The sequence below is a fragment of the Streptomyces sp. NPDC088812 genome (assembly GCF_044750285.1).
GTDB lineage: Bacteria > Actinomycetota > Actinomycetes > Streptomycetales > Streptomycetaceae > Streptomyces.
Genome location: NZ_JBIVJP010000007.1, coordinates 308,762 through 324,139, shown reverse-complemented (window position 1 = coordinate 324,139; position 15,378 = coordinate 308,762). Strand labels below are relative to the sequence as shown.

The window sequence follows — 15,378 nt, the reverse complement described above, 5'->3', positions numbered from 1 at the left end:
AAGCTCTGATCCGCCGTGCTACTCGGCCGTGCCGTACGCTCCGGCCTCGATGTCCTCGACCAGGGTCGGGCCCAAGGGGCTCCAGGTCAGCAGGGAGCGGGTGTGGGCGCCGGAGGCGGACATGTCCATACCGAAGAAGCGGCCGACGAACCCGAAGTGCCCCATGGCGTCGTCCGGCGCGACCGACTTCACGGGGACGCCGAGCGCGCGGCCGATGGCCTCGGCGATGGCGCGGGTGGTCACGGCCTGTTCGGCGACGGCGTGCAGCCGGGTGCCTGCGGGGGCGTGTTCCAGGCCGAGCCGGATGAGCCGGGCGGCGTCGGGGCGGTGGACGGCGGCCCAGGACGCGGTGCCGTCGCCGATGTAGGCCGAGACACCGTGCTTGCGGGCGGCGGCGGCGACCTGCGCGATGAATCCGTGGTCGCCGACGCCGTGCACGGACGGCGCGAAGCGGGCGCTGACCACTCGGACGCCCTTGTCCGCGTACTCCAGGGCGAGGTTCTCGCTGCCGCCGCGCGGCGAGTCCGGGCCCACGGCGGGCGAGGCGTCGTCCTCGGTCGCCGGCCGGCCCTGGACCAGGCCGGACAGCCCGGCGGCCAGGACCAGCGGGCGGTCCGTGCCGGTCAGCGCGTCGGCGATGGTCCGCACGGCGGTGCGCTCGGCCCGGTTGGTCTCGGCCGGGTTGGCCCAGTCGTGCTTGTTGGCGAGGTGGACGACGGCGTCGGCGGTGCCGGCGCCGGTGCGCAGGCTGTCCAGGTCGTCGAGGTGGCCGGGCAGGGCGGTGGCGCCCTTGGCGGTGAGGGTCTGGGCGGCGTCCGGGGTGCGGGCGAGGCCGGTGACGGTGTGGCCGGCGGCGAGCAGCTCATCGACGGTGGCCGAGCCGATCCAGCCGGTGGCTCCGGTGACGAACACATGCATGGGAGAACTCCTTCAGAAAGGTGAACTGCGACAGATGACTGTGAGGGAAGCCTGGAATGTGGGCTGCCCATGACTCCCGTTTCGAACCATGGTGCACCCTAAAGGGGTGACATACAAGTCTTCGTGTCTCGAATGTGGGATGAGCCTCAGAATTCCCGCCCGCCGTAGTCGGTGTTCTTGTCGCGCCAGACCGCGTGCGGATGCGGGTCGGCCAGGACGATGCCGTCGTGCATCGAGAACTCGACCCACACCGACGGGCCGTCGATGCGGATGTAGTCCCCGGGCCGGAGCAGGGAGGCCGACCCCGTCCAGGCGACGTGGGTCGCGTCCAGTTCGCGGGCGTAGCCGGCGAGGATGCGCGCCGCACTCTCCTCGTCGACGTCGGCGACGTATTCCTCGATCGCCGCCAGCAGCAGAGCCCGCTGTCCGGCGGTCAGCTCGACGCCCGCTATGCCCTCCGCCCGGCTCGGGAACGCCCAGTCCTGTCCCGGCCCCAGCAGCAGGTCGTGGTGGGAGCGCCCGAGCCGGGCCGCGGCCGACTGGGCGGGACCGAGTGCCGCGAGCAGCGCGGCCAGGGCCTCCCGCGCCTGTCGTTCGGGTTCGCGGACTCCATCCCGGGCCTGGAATCCGGCGAACGGCTCGATGCCTCGGAAGGACGGCGTGGCTCCTGCCAGGACGCCGTCGGCGTAGGTGTTGGCGACCGCGAGATGGTGCCCGCCGAACTGCAACTCCCACCGTCCGGTGTCCGACGGCGCGCCGAGGAAGGCGACGTAGAAGTTCCCACGGCCGTAGCCGTGGCCGGCGCCGTGCGCGCGGAGGTGGTCGTCCGCGTCGAGGTGCTGCTGGATTCTGTCGTAGCCCCGGTTCGGTGCCGTTCCGGTGGCGGCGGCGAGCAGGGTGTTCAGCGCCCGCCACTGCTCGGGGTCGAGCGTGCCGGTCCGCAGACCGAGCCGGCCGCGACGGCCCAGCACGGACTGGGGGAAGTTCGACCAGCGCGCCGCGTTCGCCGCCGAGTACTCCTGGTGCAGTCGGGCACGCTGGGCCCGGGACAGCGTGGCTGCGAACGACTCCGCAAGCTCGGGCACGTGCATGACTTCTCCGCCTCTCTCACTTCTTCTCGCTGTTAAGAGACATCGTGCCTCGTTTCTGATACGTTTGCAATACACGGTGGCTCGAAACTGGCTGCCGACTTCCATCGCGGTTCATCTTTCTGAAGGAGTTCTCCCATGCATGTGTTCGTCACCGGAGCCACCGGCTGGATCGGCTCGGCCACCGTCGATGAGCTGCTCGCCGCCGGCCACACCGTCACCGGCCTCGCCCGCACCCCGGACGCCGCCCAGACCCTCACCGCCAAGGGCGCCACCGCCCTGCCCGGCCACCTCGACGACCTGGACAGCCTGCGCACCGGCGCCGGCACCGCCGACGCCGTCGTCCACCTCGCCAACAAGCACGACTGGGCCAACCCCGCCGAATCGGACCGCGCGGAGCGCGCCGCCGTGGAGGCCATGCTCGACACACTGGTCGGCACCGACCGCCCGTTCCTGGTCGCGAACGCGCTGTCGGGCCTGACCGACGGCCGCCCGGCGACCGAGACAGACGCCTCGCCGGAGGTCGGACCGGGCGCGGACCGCGGTGGCAGCGAGAACCTCACACTGGATTACGTCTCGCGCGGGGTGCGGGGCATGGCGATCCGGTTCGCCCCCTCCGTGCACGGCGCCGGTGACTGGGGGTTCGTCACCTTCCTGGCCGCCGCCGCCAAGGAGCGCGGGGTCTCCGGCTACATCGGTGACGGCTCGGCCGCCTGGTCCGCGGTGCACCGCCCCGACGCCGCCCGGCTCATCCGGCTCGGCCTGGAACACGCCCCCGCAGGCACCCGGCTGCACGCCGTCGCCGAACAGGCCGTGACCACCCGCGCCATCGCCGAGGCCCTGGGGCAGGCCCTGGACCTTCCGGTGGCCTCGATCGACCCGGCGGACGCCGACGAGCACTTCGGTTTCGTCGGCGGCTTCTTCGGCATGACCATGACCGCCTCCAGCCGGCTGACCCGCGACCTGCTCGGCTGGGACCCGACCGGCCCGACCCTGGTCGAGGACGTTTTGACCGGCGCCTACAGCGGGTGAGGAGGGTATCCGAATGACCACCGTCGAAGCTCGCCCCGCCGGTGCGGAGCGCACCCACGGCCCCGATGCCGTGCTGGCCTGCGTATGCGCCTGCACCATTCTGGTCATGGGGCTGGTCGCCGCCATCAATCTGGCGGTGCCGCAGATCACCGCCGGCGGGCTGCACCCGAGTTCCTCGCAGTTGCTGTGGATCGTCGACGCCTACGTCGTCGTCTTCGCCTGCCTGGTCATCCCCGCGGGCGCGGCCGGGGACCGGTTCGGCCGCAAGGGCGTGCTGCTGGCCGGGCTGTTCACCTTCGCCGCCGGTGCGGCGCTCGCCGCCGCCGCGCACGACGTGCCGGTCATGCTGGCCGCCCGCGCGCTCACCGGGCTGGGCGCGGCGCTGGTGCTCCCGAACTGTGTCGGGGTGCTCGTGCACGCCACCGCTCCGGAGCGCCGGGGCCGAGCCCTGGCCGTCTGGGGCACGGTGTCCGGCATGGGCGGGCTCGTCGGGAACACGGCCGGCGGCGCGCTGCTGGCCGTCGCGTCCTGGCGCGTCATGTTCGGCGTCGTCGCGCTGACCGCCGTGGTCTTCGCGGTCTGGGTCGCCATGGTGGCGGCGCCGAGCGCCCGCAGCGCCCGTCGGCTGGACCCGGTAGGCACCGTGCTGCTCATCACGGCGACGGTGGCCTTGCTCCTGGGCATCATCGAAGGGCCCGAACGGGGCTGGGGCAGCGCCTCGGTGGTGTCGGCGTTCATCGCCGGCGGTGTGCTGGGCGCGGTCTGGATCGGTGCCGAACTCCGGTTGACCCACCCGTTGTTGGACCCCCGGTTGTTCCGCATCCCGGTGCTGAGCAGCGCCGGCCTGGGCATGTTCGTGACCTTCTTCGGCAGCTTCGGGCTGTTCTTCGCCAACGCCTCCCTGTTGCAGTACGGCCGCGGCTACTCGGTGCTGGCGGCCGGGTTGGGGACCCTCCCGCTGGCGGTACCGCTGCTGATCGGTTCCCGGCGCGTGCCGGGTCTGGCGCGGCGCTTCGGCATCCCGGCCGTCCTGACCGTGGCGTTCCTGGCCATCAGCTGCGGGCTGCTCGGCGTGTCCACAGCGACCGGCCTGCCCTACCCGGTGTACGCGGGGTGGCTGGTCGTCGTCGGGACCGGCTTCATGCTCGCCCTGCCCACGCTGAGCGCCGAACTCACCAGGGCGCTGCCGGCCGAGCAGGCCGGCGTGGCGGGCGGGTTGCAGTCGGCGACCCGGGAGTTCGGCAGCGCGCTGGGTATCGCGGTGGTCGGTACGGTGCTCACGGCCGCGTTCACCGCACACCTGCCGGCCGGCGTGCGGCACGGGCATCCGGTTCCGCGGACCGTCGCCGAAGCGCTCGTCGCGGCGCCGGGACAGCGGCAGGCCGTCGTCGACGCCTTCGCCTCCGGGGTCGGCACGGCGCTGCGGACGGCCGCTCTGCTCACCGCGCTCGTCGGGGCCGTGGTCGTCACCGTGGCGGTTCGCGCCGGGCGGCAGCGGTCCGGGCCGACAGCCGATCAGCGATAACGGCGCACTGTGGCCCGATATGCTGACGACGTGACCAAGCCTGCCACCCCGGGGCGTCCGCGCAGCCAGAGCGCGCGGCTCGCCGTCCTGCACGCCGTCGATGACCTGCTCGTCGACATCGGCTACTCGGCGATGACCATGAAGGGCATCGCCGAGCGGGCCGGTGTCGGCCGGCAGACCGTCTACCGCTGGTGGCCGACCAAGGCGCACATTCTGATCGAGTCCTGTGCCGACGACGCCGACACCGAGCTGACCGTCCCCGCGCACGAGGAGCCGGTCCGCACCGTCACCGACTTCCTCGTCGCCCTGGCTCAGTTCCTGACCACCTCGACCGCCGGCGCGGCCTACCGAGCCCTGCTCGGCGAGGCCCAGCACGACGCCGAGGTGAGCAGGCTCTTCGCCGACGCCGACCTGCTCGCCGGGCCGGCTCGAGCGGTGCTGGACCAGGTGCGCCCGGCGTTCCCAGGGATGCCCGAGGACCGCCTGGCCGCCGCCGAACTGTGCGGGCCGGTCGTGCTCATGGTGGTCATCGGCAACACGCCGCCCGCACTGCGCGAACTGCGGGCCCACGCCCAGCACCTCGCCGCGGCGTGGACTTGACCGAGCGCGGCTGCCGCGGTCGAGGCGGCGGTGCCGGCCTTGGAGCGGGTTGCGGAGCCAGGGGCCGTCCAGGGGCTGCTCGGCCCGCCGCTTCACCTGCCTCTTGAGCTGGATGTGCCGTGATCCTCGTCGGGGCCTTTCTGCTCCGCTGAGTCCTCGAACTCTTTCTCTGGGATCTGTTCGTTATCCTTCCGGGCCTACGGTGGACTTGATGTCCTTGATGGAACCGCCGGTGTTCTTCAGGTTCGGGAGAGACTTCGACGCCGCACCCGCACCGCCCTTGAACAGCGAGCCGAGGGGAACGAAGCTGAGCAGGCCGAGTGCGAGGTCACCGAGGTTGAAATGGCCATTCGCCAGGGCTGATATCTGGTCGAGCGCGAACAGCGCCCCGGCCAGCAGCGCGCCCGCGACGGGGAAGAACACCGACACCGCAGCGACCAGGGCGCCGGGCAGTCGTTGGCCTGGTCCACCGCCCGGTCGAACGTCTCCTGCGCCTCCCGCAGCCGGGGCGCGTAGTCGGTGTAGGCCTGGGCCGCGTCGTGAAAGGACGTCACCGTCCTGCGCAGCTTTTCCGGGAGATTGTCACCGATCTTCTGGTTCAGCGCGTCGATCGCGTCGCCGCGCCCTGCACAAGGTCTGACTCCTTGTTGGTGAATGGTCGAGTCCCAGGCCCTGGGCCAGCGGCGGAGTCGCTGAGCCCGGGGCCATCTACGGGGTGCCGCTCAGGCAGACTTGGCAGTCATGCCGCGTTCTCGGGCGAGGAACTCGACGATCTCGTGGAGACGGAACTTCGGGTCGGGAGCCTCGGCGATCATTTCGGTGAGCAGGTTGTTGAAGTCGTCCAGTGCGGGGCTGCCGAGCCCGGCCGCGTTTATCGCGGCGTGCCCTTCCTGGAGTTGCCCGATGATGCGGGCGGCGTCGGCGTTGACGGCGGTCGTCATGCCGACACCTCCGCCCGCTCGGACCGGGTCTCGCAGAGGACACGGGTGAGCGTGCCCCACACCTGGTCGGGGTCCCCGGTCTCCAGGATCATCCCGGCTACCACGTCGAGGGCCTTGTCGATACGCCCGCCGTTGTTCTCCTTCTCTACGTCGATGGCGCGCAGTGCGCGGACAACGTGGGGGCGGGCCGCCGCATGCGCGGCGGGCAGCCGGTCGGTGGCGTCCGCCAGGTCCCAGCCAGCCGGGACCTGGTACGCGGCCGGGCTGTCGTCGTAGGTGACGACCCTGGGAGTGCCTTTGCCGCTGCCCAGGTGGACGTCCAGGCGGAGCCGGGACGCTTCCTGGAACAGGGCGGTGATGCCCGGGCCCATGCCGTCGAGGATCACCTCGCGGACGGCGTACCCGTGCCGGCGCAGCGAGATGCGGGCGAGCCAGACGGCGGTGCCGGGGTTGGCGAGGTGCCTGTCGTAGACGAGGGTGGCGGTGCCGTCGGCGGGGCTGAGGTCGCGGATGTCGGCGGCCTTGCCGGGGGAGGTGGTTCCGCGTCGGACCGTGAGGGCGAGGTCGAGGGGGACCGTGGCGGTCACAGCGTCACCTCGGTCTGCTCGGCGGGGATACGGGTCGTGACGAACGGCGCTGGCATGCCAGGCACCGGTACCCCGAGCGCCTGGGCGAGCAGGTACCGGGTGACGGTGTCGTGCTCCAGTTCGCTGCGCCCGGTCGGCATGGTGAGCCGCAGCTCACCCGTCTTGCGCTGGACGATGACGGCGCCGAAGAACGCCGGGTCGGTGATCGAGGAGTCGGTGAGGGTGATGCCCAACTCGTTGATGAGCACGGGCAGGGGGGTGTCCATCAGGTGGTCGGCGGACGGCTTCGTGGCGGAGACGGTCACAGCGTCACCTCCGTGGCCTTGTCGGTTACAGCTGGCGGAGGCGGAGGAAGATGTCGTCCGCGAGTTCCTTGGCCTTCTCCGGGGTGTACACGTCCGGGAGGGCCTTCCGCATCGCCTCGTCGACTGCCCCGGGGACGGCGGCGAGCCGGTCGAGGAACGCGGTGGGGGTGGCGGCGGTGGCCTTGTCGAAGTCGGAGAAGGTCATGCCGGCATCACGCCCTGGTGGGCGAGGAGGGCGCGTGCGGCCCACAGGCGGGTGGAGGGAGCCTGTCCGGCGGGGACAACGAGGAGACGGGTGCCGTCCTTGTGCTGCAGGTAGTGCCCGTACAGGCGGTCGAATGGAACTTCCAACTCCACGACCTGGATGCCATGCGCAGCGGTGAGCACCTCGAACACGGTGGTGGGGTCGTTGATGGCAGCCATGATGCGGGCGGAGTCCTGCTCGACACGGGCCTGCATTTCTGCGTCGAAATTGAGGGCTTCGGGCTGTGGAGGCCGAGAAGCTAGGTGCTTGGTGACGCCGACGGGAGTAACGCCTGTTGCTGTTTTCGCCATGGTCTTGCTCCTTCAATGCAGGAGTTGGGTCCAGACCTCGGGACCGTTGACGTAACCACCGGCCGAGGGCGTTCTGCTTTCGGTGGTAGTCGCCCTGGCGAGGGCGGAACAGGCGTCCTTCTCCGTTCGGGGGACGCTGCCCCCGAGACCGATTACCGCCCTGCTACGAAGCGCGTAGAATGCGCCTTTTTGCAGATCTTGGGTGACTGCTAGGCCGCGACGAGGACCGCGGTATCGACGCCGACCGGTGTGGCCTCGGCGAGCTCGACCTTGAGGCTCGGGGCGCAGGCCTTCATCGAGACGGGGCCGAGGCCGTGGGCCTTGGAGATGCGGGTGATCTCGGCGAGGTCCGGGGCCTACCGCGAGGACGGGGTGCGGAAGACGCGTCATGTGCCGTAGGTGTCGGCGGGCAGCTTGTCGAGGACCTTCTTCGCGGCGCGCTCGCCGCGGTCAGTGCGGCGGGCCTGGTCGGCGGCGCGACCGGGGGGATCTCGTCGACCTCGTCCAGGCCGGCCGGGTTCCGGACCTCGACGATCGCGGTCTCGGCTTGGTCGGCGATGAGGGCGGCGGGGGCGACGACGGAGCGGACCACGTCGGTGATGGTGCCGAGCTTGCCCCGCACAGGATGAACGGTGCGGGGGATGTGAGAAGAGCGTCTTCGCGTCGCAAGGTCGGTGCGCTGGACGCCCTTTTGTCGCCGGGTCCAGAATTGGAGTCCCGCCCGACGGGGCCCAGCCCGCCGCCGGGCCTTCCTGGGGCCCAGAATGGGGCCGGAAGGACAGGGAAACCCCGGGCGTGATCACCAAACTCCGGGCACCCCAATGCGTGGAGCTCTTCAGTCGCGGTTTCGATGATCGTGCCCTCGCCGACCGGCTGCCGGGCCTCTTCCTGCTTCGGGGCGCGTTTTCTCAGACTCAGTGAGTGTCGGGCTCCGGGTCCGGCAGGGGGAGTTCGTCGAGGTCGAGGGTGAAGGTGCGGCCGTCGGCCAGGGGGATGGGGAGCTTGCCTGTGCCGTATGCGCGGGTGTGGGCGGTGCTGTAGCCGCTGGAGGTGGGCTCGGTGTGCAGGACGACTTCCCGGGCGTAGGGATCCACGACGAGGTAGACGGGGATGCCGTACCGGCCGTACTTCGCGGTGCAGTCGTCGTAATCCTTGCGTGCCGAGGACGTGGAGACGACCTCCGAGATCAACAGGACGTCCTCGAAGCTGTAGCGCTTGCCCTCCTTGCGCGCGTCCTCGCGCAGGATGGCCAGGTCGGGGGCGGAGTTCTCGTCAGCGGGGAAGTCGATGTAGACGTCCGAGGTGACCTTCGCGTGACGGCCGAGGGCGAGAGAGTCGATCTGCATCGACCTGATCGTGCTGGAGTGCTCTTCGCTCTGCGGGGTCATGATGATCTTTCCGTCGGCGCCGAAGAACACCACGTATCCCGCGGGGAACTCGGTGTGCGTGATCGCGTCGACACTCATGGACGGTGCTCCTTCCCGTGTGCCGTCATGATACGGCGGACAGAGCCGTCCCACGGGTGGACTTCCGTGGTGTGCGCGCACCACAGGGGGGAACCGGTCCGCACGAGCGGACGCCGTGACACGGGGCGTGAGCTGGGCCCGTAGGTGTTCGGACCCAACAGCTGGCGTTGGGTGGCCTCCAGGGGCGGCGGGCACCTTCCGGGTGGCCATGGGGTGGCCGGACGCCTTTGGACGTTGCGGTACGAGGTACCGGCGTCCGGTACGACGCATGTGGTTTGATCAGGCACAACGGCGTCTGGCGGCATCAGTCGTCACCAGGGCCGGGCGGGCTGGATGAGCACCAGGTCCGCCGCTGTCCCGCCTGGGCCCGCCGGGTCACCCTCGCGATGCCGGCCCACGCCTTCCTCGCCGTCGTCCGCGCCGACGAACACGCACACCGGCCCACGCCGGACGACGTGATCCCGTTTGTCCTGCAACGAGATCTGCCGCCTGTTCATCGCGCTCGTCGTCCGGCCCGCCCGTGACACGGCCCACTCACTTGCCTGGTCCGACTGGCGCGGCCGCCCACCAGGCACCCCAGGGACTTTTCAGGGACTTTCACGTCTGTCCCGGGGCGGTTTCAGGGACTTTCCGCCGCGTAAGCAGGGAAGGCCCTGACAGCGCTGAAAGACACGAACGCACTGGTCAGGGCCCGTTCTCCTAGCACTCGATGATGTTCACCGCGAGCCCACCGCGCGCGGTCTCCTTGTACTTCACCGACATGTCGGCGCCCGTCTCCTTCATCGTCTTGATGACCTTGTCGAGGGACACCTTGTGGGAGCCGTCGCCGCGCATCGCCATACGGGCCGCCGTGACCGCCTTCACCGCGGCCATGCCGTTGCGCTCGATGCAGGGGATCTGGACCAGGCCGCCGACCGGGTCGCAGGTCAGGCCGAGGTTGTGCTCCATGCCGATCTCGGCCGCGTTCTCCACCTGCTCCGGGGAGCCGCCGAGGACCTCCGCCAGGGCGCCCGCGGCCATCGAGCAGGCCGAGCCGACCTCGCCCTGGCAGCCGACCTCGGCGCCGGAGATCGAGGCGTTCTCCTTGAAGAGCATGCCGATCGCGCCGGCGGCGAGCAGGAAGCGGACGACGCCGTCCTCGTCCGCGCCCGGCACGAAGTTCACGTAGTAGTGGAGGACGGCGGGGATGATGCCGGCGGCGCCGTTCGTGGGGGCGGTGACCACCCGGCCGCCGGCCGCGTTCTCCTCGTTCACCGCCATCGCGTAGAGCGTGATCCACTCCATGGCGTGGGCCTGCGGATCGCCCTCGGCGCGCAGCTGCCGGGCCGTGACCGCCGCGCGGCGGCGCACCCGCAGGCCGCCCGGCAGGATGCCCTCGCGGGACATGCCGCGCGCCACGCACACCCGCATCACCCGCCAGATCTCCAGCAGACCCGCGCGGATCTCCTCCTCGGTCCGCCAGGCCCGCTCGTTCTCCAGCATCAGCGAGGAGATCGACAGGCCCGTCTCCTTCGTCAGGCGCAGCAGCTCGTCGCCCGTGCGGAAGGGGTACTTCAGGACGGTGTCGTCGAGCTTGATGCGGTCCGCGCCCACCGCGTCCTCGTCGACGACGAAACCGCCGCCCACCGAGTAGTACGTCTTCGTCAGCAGCTCCGCGCCCTGCGCGTCGTACGCCCATAGCGTCATGCCGTTCGCGTGGTACGGCAGGGCCGTACGGCGGTGCAGGACCAGGTCGTCGTCGTAGGAGAACGGGATCTCGTGCTCGCCGAGCAGCCGGATCCGGCCCGCCGACCTGATCGACTCCACCCGTTCGTCCGCCGTCTCCACGTCCACCGTGCGCGGCGAGTCGCCCTCCAGGCCGAGGAGGACGGCCTTCGGGGTGCCGTGGCCGTGACCGGTGGCGCCCAGGGAGCCGTACAGCTCCGTGCGGACGGAGGCGACGGAGGCCAGCAGGTCCTCGTTGCGCAGCCGGCGGGCGAACATGCGCGCCGCGCGCAGGGGGCCGACCGTGTGGGAGCTGGACGGGCCGATGCCGATCGAGAACAGGTCGAAGACCGAGATGGCCACGGTGACTCCTCGGGACGGGGGTGGTGCGGGGTCTCCGCATAAGGGTGGTGCGGGCTCGGCGTGCCACCGGGCGCGGGATCGCCGCACCGGGGTGGCGCCGGTCCGGGGCGCCCCGCACACCCGTCTACGAGTGTGCGGGATGCCCCACCGGGAACGGGAACCTACTTGGTCAGAGCGGGGTACAGCGGGTGCTTGTCCGCCAGGGCGACGACCCGGGCCTTCAGCGCCTCGGCGTCGTAGGACGGCTTCAGCGCCTCGGCGATCACGTCCGCGACCTCGGCGAAGTCCTCGGCGGTGAAGCCGCGGGTGGCGAGGGCGGGCGTGCCGATCCGCAGGCCGGAGGTGACCATCGGCGGGCGCGGGTCGTTCGGCACCGCGTTGCGGTTGACGGTGATGCCGACCTCGTGCAGACGGTCCTCGGCCTGCTGCCCGTCCAGCTCCGACTCGCGCAGGTCGACCAGGAGCAGGTGCACGTCGGTGCCGCCGGACAGGACGTTGACCCCGGCCTCGCGGGCGTCGGCGGCCGTCAGGCGCTCGGCGAGGATCTTCGCGCCCTCGACCGTACGGCGCTGGCGCTCCTGGAACTCCTCGCCGGCCGCGACCTTGAAGGACACCGCCTTGGCCGCGATCACGTGCTCCAGGGGACCGCCCTGGAAGCCCGGGAAGACGGACGAGTTCAGCTTCTTCGCGAACTCCTTCTTCGCGAGGATGATGCCGCCGCGCGGGCCGCCCAGCGTCTTGTGGGTGGTGGAGGTGACGACGTCGGCGTACTCGACGGGGTTCGGGTGCAGGCCCGCCGCGACCAGACCGGCGAAGTGCGCCATGTCGACCCACAGGTACGCCTCGACCTCGTCGGCGATCCGGCGGAACTCGGCGAAGTCCAGCTGGCGCGGGTACGCCGACCAGCCCGCGATGATCACCTTCGGGCGGTGCTCCTTGGCCAGCCGCTCGACCTCGGCCATGTCGACCAGGCCGGCCTCGTCCACGTGGTAGGCGACCACATCGAACTGCTTGCCGGAGAAGTTCAGCCGCATCCCGTGGGTCAGGTGACCGCCGTGCGCCAGGTCCAGGCCGAGGATGGTGTCACCCGGCTGGGCCAGCGCGAACAGGGCGGCCTGGTTGGCGGAGGCGCCCGAGTGCGGCTGCACGTTGGCGTACTCGGCGCCGAACAGCTCCTTGATCCGGTCGATCGCGATCTGCTCGGCGACGTCGACGTGCTCGCAGCCGCCGTAGTAGCGGCGGCCGGGGTAGCCCTCGGCGTACTTGTTGGTCAGGACCGAGCCCTGCGCCTCCATGACCGCGAGCGGAGCGAAGTTCTCCGAGGCGATCATCTCCAGCGTGGACTGCTGGCGGCGCAGCTCGGCGTCGACCGCCGCGGCGATCTCCGGGTCGAGCTCGTGCAGGGGCGTGTTCAGGACAGACATGCGTCTACGACTCCTCAGCCGGCGGTGTAGGCGGTGTACTCGTCGGCGGAGAGCAGTTCTTCCTGCTCGCCCGAGACGCGTACCTTGAACAGCCATCCGCCCTCGAAGGGGGCGGAGTTCACCAGCGCCGGGTCGTCGACGACATCCTGGTTGACCTCGACGATCTCGCCGTCGACGGGCGAGTACAGCTCACTGACCGACTTGGTCGATTCCAGTTCGCCGCAGGACTCGCCCGCGGTCACCGAGTCGCCGACCGCCGGGAGCTGCACGAAGACCACGTCGCCGAGCGCGTTGGCCGCGTGCTCCGTGATGCCGACCGTCGAGACGCCGTCCTCGGCGGCCGACAGCCACTCGTGCTCCTTGCTGTAGCGCAGCTGCTGGGGGTTGCTCATGGCCTGAATTCTCCTGTACGCGGGGGAGTGCTGGTGAAGGGGGGACTGCTGAAGACGTTCGTGAGCAGCGGACATGTGCGCAGGGTCACGCGCACCGGCCGTTCCCGGCGGCGATCTCTGCGCTGAGTCCTTACTTCGTGGAAGTCTTTACTTCCGGCGCCGGTAGAACGGCAGCGCCACGACCTCGTACGGTTCGTGGCTGCCCCGGATGTCCACGCCGACACCCGGCGTGCCCGGTGCCGCGTGCGCGGCGTCGACGTACGCCATCGCGATCGGCTTGCCCAGCGTGGGGGAGGGGGCGCCGGAGGTGACCTCGCCGATCGCCTCGCCGCCCGCGACCACCGCGTACCCGGCGCGCGGCACCCGGCGGCCCTCGGCGACCAGGCCGACCAGGACGCGCGGCGGGTCCGTCTCCGCGCGCGAGGCCGCCTCGGCGAGCGCCGAGCGCCCGACGAAGTCGCCCTCCTTGCCGAACTTGACCACCCGGCCGAGCCCGGCGTCGAAGGGGGTCAGCGCGGTCGACAGCTCGTGCCCGTACAGCGGCATGCCGGCCTCCAGGCGCAGCGTGTCCCGGCAGGACAGGCCGCAGGGGACCAGTCCGGCGCCCTCGCCGGCCTTGGTCAGGGCCTGCCACAGCTCCACCGCGTGCTCCGGCTTCACGAACAGTTCGAAGCCGTCCTCGCCGGTGTAGCCGGTGCGGGCGATCAGCGCCGGGACCCCGGCGACGGTGCCGGGCAGTCCGGCGTAGTACTTGAGGCCGTCGAGGTCGGCGTCGGTGAGGGACGCCAGGATGCCCGGCGACCGGGGGCCCTGGACGGCGATCAGGGCGTAGGCGTCCCGGTCGTCGCGGACCTCGGCGTCGAAGCCGGCGGAGCGCTCCCCGAGCGCGTCCAGCACCACCTGCGCGTTCGAGGCGTTCGCGACGACCAGGTACGCGCCGTCGGCGAGCCGGTAGACGATCAGGTCGTCGAGGATGCCGCCGTCGGCCCGGCAGATCATGGTGTAGCGGGCGCGGCCGACGCCGACGGACGCGATGTCGCCGACCAGGGCGAAGTTCAGCAGGGCGGCCGCCTGCGGACCGGTGACCGTGATCTCGCCCATGTGCGAGAGGTCGAACAGGCCGGCGTGGGTGCGGACGGCGTGGTGCTCGTCGCGCTCGGAGCCGTAGCGCAGCGGCATGTCCCAGCCGGCGAAATCGGTCATCGTGGCACCGAGCGAGCGGTGCACGGCGTCGAGCGCGGTACGGCGCTGCCGCGAGGGTTCGGTACTGCTCATCGGACGGTCGTCTCCCAGGGCGAGGGGCCCCGCGCGAGCACAGCCGGGCGCGGGGGAGGGCGAGGAAAGTCCTCCCCATCTGTCATCGGAACCTGAGAGGTTCGCCCTGACCGCGGGTGATCGGCGACGATCACGCGGTCCTGACTTGCACCTTGGGTGGGGCCCTGTGGCAGCGGCCCGCTTTTCAGATGTGCCTCGCCCGCGCGGTAACGGGGCCTGAGAGATTCAAGGGAGGGACTTGCTCCTTCGGCGCCCGGACACGGTCCGGGACTCTCCCGCGCGGATTCAAACGGCCGGTATGCAGTTGGCGCGGCCATCATTGCACGCCCGGCCCCCGTCACGGCAGGCCGCATCTGTAACCGGCTTGTGGCGGGACGCGTACGAAACAGGAAGACACCGAGCATTACCTTCTCTTTACGCTCGAAGGGGAGAAGACTTGTCTGACCCCAGGGGAGGACGATGACGGTGAACAGGACCACGGCGTACGCGACGACCTCGGCGATCGCACTGCCCGCGCAGCCCGCGACCCCGGCCCGGGGGGCGTGCGGTACGGCCCGCGCGTCCGTCGTCCGCGACCTGCGCGACCGCGCCGGCCACAGCCCGCACGGCCTGCTGTTCGGCCCCCACGACCTGGTCGTCGTCACGGGCCTGCCCGGCAGCGGTAAGTCCACCCTGATGCGGCGCACGGTGAAGGGCGCCCGTATCGACTCCCAGGACACCCGCGACCGCTGGGACGCCGGCGTGCCGCGCTTCCTGCCCTACGCGCTCTACCGCCCCCTCGTCCGCGTCGCCCACTACGCCGGGCTGCGCCGCGCCGTGCGCACCGGCGAGGGCGTCGTGGTGCACGACTGCGGCACGCAGGCCTGGGTGCGCGCCTGGCTGGCCCGCGAGGCCCGCCGCCGCGGCGGCACCCTGCACCTGCTGATGCTCGACGTCACCCCCGGCACCGCCCTGGAGGGCCAGCGCGAGCGCGGCCGGGGCGTCTCCCGCTACGCCTTCCTGCGCCACCGCCGGGCCGCCTCCCGCCTCCTGCGCTCCGTCGAGCGGGGCCGCCTCCCCGAGGGCTGCGGCTCGGCGATCCTCCTCGACCGCCCCGCGGCGGACACCCTCCGCCGCATCGCCTTCACGGGCTGATCCGGCCGCCCCTGCCCTCCCTTCCCCGGCGGCGGAGCGCGGCAGGCCGCCGACCCGGGCCCGGCGCCC

General features: G+C 71.3%; 18 protein-coding genes and 1 riboswitch. Of the genes, 4 read left to right on the top strand and 14 right to left on the bottom strand.

Features of this window, described 5'->3' with window-relative positions:
• Positions 1–18 precede the first annotated feature (18 nt).
• Together ACIP67_RS15395 and ACIP67_RS15390 are read right to left on the bottom strand one after the other, a co-directional pair.
• The gene (locus ACIP67_RS15395; RefSeq protein WP_401692047.1) at positions 19–918 is read right to left on the bottom strand and encodes an SDR family oxidoreductase; all 900 of its coding nucleotides are present in this window, start codon (positions 916–918) and stop codon (positions 19–21) included.
• Between the two features lie 146 nt (positions 919–1,064).
• Positions 1,065–2,003, bottom strand: coding sequence for a DUF3500 domain-containing protein (locus ACIP67_RS15390; protein WP_401692045.1), 939 nt, complete (start codon positions 2,001–2,003; stop codon positions 1,065–1,067).
• A 141-nt stretch (positions 2,004–2,144) separates the two neighbouring features.
• On the opposite strand from ACIP67_RS15390, the gene ACIP67_RS15385 reads away from it, so the two are divergent.
• Genes ACIP67_RS15385 through ACIP67_RS15375 form a run of 3 tightly spaced genes read left to right on the top strand, consistent with a single transcriptional unit; the run spans position 2,145 to position 5,163 of the window.
• Positions 2,145–3,038 carry an SDR family oxidoreductase gene (locus ACIP67_RS15385; RefSeq protein ID WP_401692043.1) on the top strand — a complete coding sequence of 298 codons (894 nt, stop codon included), beginning with the start codon at positions 2,145–2,147 and terminating at the stop codon, positions 3,036–3,038.
• A gap of 13 nt (positions 3,039–3,051) precedes the next feature.
• Entirely contained in the window at positions 3,052–4,563 is a 1,512-nt protein-coding gene (locus ACIP67_RS15380; protein WP_401692041.1) for an MFS transporter, read from the top strand.
• 30 nt (positions 4,564–4,593) lie between these two features.
• Positions 4,594–5,163 carry a TetR/AcrR family transcriptional regulator gene (locus ACIP67_RS15375; RefSeq protein WP_401692039.1) on the top strand — a complete coding sequence of 190 codons (570 nt, stop codon included), beginning with the start codon at positions 4,594–4,596 and terminating at the stop codon, positions 5,161–5,163.
• Positions 5,164–5,346: 183 nt separating this feature from the next.
• Here ACIP67_RS15375 and ACIP67_RS15370 read toward each other — a convergent pair whose 3' ends face one another.
• The 12 genes from ACIP67_RS15370 to gcvT form a co-directional block, all read right to left on the bottom strand.
• Entirely contained in the window at positions 5,347–5,592 is a 246-nt protein-coding gene (locus ACIP67_RS15370; RefSeq protein ID WP_401692037.1) for a hypothetical protein, read from the bottom strand.
• Between the two features lie 293 nt (positions 5,593–5,885).
• Positions 5,886–6,104: a hypothetical protein gene (locus ACIP67_RS15365; RefSeq protein WP_401692035.1), complete on the bottom strand. Its 219-nt coding sequence runs from the start codon at positions 6,102–6,104 to the stop codon at positions 5,886–5,888.
• The gene (locus tag ACIP67_RS15360; protein WP_401692033.1) at positions 6,101–6,691 is read right to left on the bottom strand and encodes a hypothetical protein; all 591 of its coding nucleotides are present in this window, start codon (positions 6,689–6,691) and stop codon (positions 6,101–6,103) included. The genes ACIP67_RS15365 and ACIP67_RS15360 overlap by 4 nt, the downstream gene beginning before the upstream one ends.
• On the bottom strand, positions 6,688–6,996 hold the full coding sequence (locus tag ACIP67_RS15355) for a hypothetical protein (protein ID WP_401692031.1): 309 nt from the start codon (positions 6,994–6,996) through the stop codon (positions 6,688–6,690). Before ACIP67_RS15355 ends, ACIP67_RS15360 begins: the two co-directional genes overlap by 4 nt.
• Before the next feature lie 25 nt (positions 6,997–7,021).
• Positions 7,022–7,201, bottom strand: a complete 180-nt coding sequence (locus ACIP67_RS15350) for a hypothetical protein (protein WP_401692029.1) — start codon at positions 7,199–7,201, stop codon at positions 7,022–7,024.
• Entirely contained in the window at positions 7,198–7,551 is a 354-nt protein-coding gene (locus ACIP67_RS15345) for a hypothetical protein (RefSeq protein WP_401692026.1), read from the bottom strand. The genes ACIP67_RS15350 and ACIP67_RS15345 overlap by 4 nt, the downstream gene beginning before the upstream one ends.
• Before the next feature lie 914 nt (positions 7,552–8,465).
• On the bottom strand, positions 8,466–9,017 hold the full coding sequence (locus tag ACIP67_RS15340; protein ID WP_330348718.1) for a Uma2 family endonuclease: 552 nt from the start codon (positions 9,015–9,017) through the stop codon (positions 8,466–8,468).
• A 311-nt stretch (positions 9,018–9,328) separates the two neighbouring features.
• Positions 9,329–9,514: a hypothetical protein gene (locus ACIP67_RS15335; protein ID WP_401692023.1), complete on the bottom strand. Its 186-nt coding sequence runs from the start codon at positions 9,512–9,514 to the stop codon at positions 9,329–9,331.
• Between the two features lie 202 nt (positions 9,515–9,716).
• Positions 9,717–11,084 (bottom strand): L-serine ammonia-lyase, encoded by a 1,368-nt coding sequence (locus ACIP67_RS15330; protein WP_401692022.1) that lies wholly within the window; start codon positions 11,082–11,084, stop codon positions 9,717–9,719.
• A 161-nt stretch (positions 11,085–11,245) separates the two neighbouring features.
• Positions 11,246–12,508, bottom strand: coding sequence for a serine hydroxymethyltransferase (glyA, locus tag ACIP67_RS15325; protein WP_401692019.1), 1,263 nt, complete (start codon positions 12,506–12,508; stop codon positions 11,246–11,248).
• Positions 12,509–12,522: 14 nt separating this feature from the next.
• Positions 12,523–12,900, bottom strand: a complete 378-nt coding sequence (gcvH, locus tag ACIP67_RS15320) for a glycine cleavage system protein GcvH (protein WP_385068641.1) — start codon at positions 12,898–12,900, stop codon at positions 12,523–12,525.
• A gap of 147 nt (positions 12,901–13,047) precedes the next feature.
• A complete protein-coding gene (gene gcvT / locus ACIP67_RS15315; protein WP_401692016.1) occupies positions 13,048–14,175 on the bottom strand; it encodes a glycine cleavage system aminomethyltransferase GcvT in 1,128 nt (375 codons plus the stop codon).
• A 194-nt stretch (positions 14,176–14,369) separates the two neighbouring features.
• Positions 14,370–14,463, bottom strand: a riboswitch (glycine riboswitch).
• Positions 14,464–14,634: 171 nt separating this feature from the next.
• On the opposite strand from gcvT, the gene ACIP67_RS15310 reads away from it, so the two are divergent.
• Positions 14,635–15,309 (top strand): AAA family ATPase, encoded by a 675-nt coding sequence (locus ACIP67_RS15310; RefSeq protein ID WP_401692014.1) that lies wholly within the window; start codon positions 14,635–14,637, stop codon positions 15,307–15,309.
• The last annotated feature ends 69 nt before the right edge of the window (positions 15,310–15,378 follow it).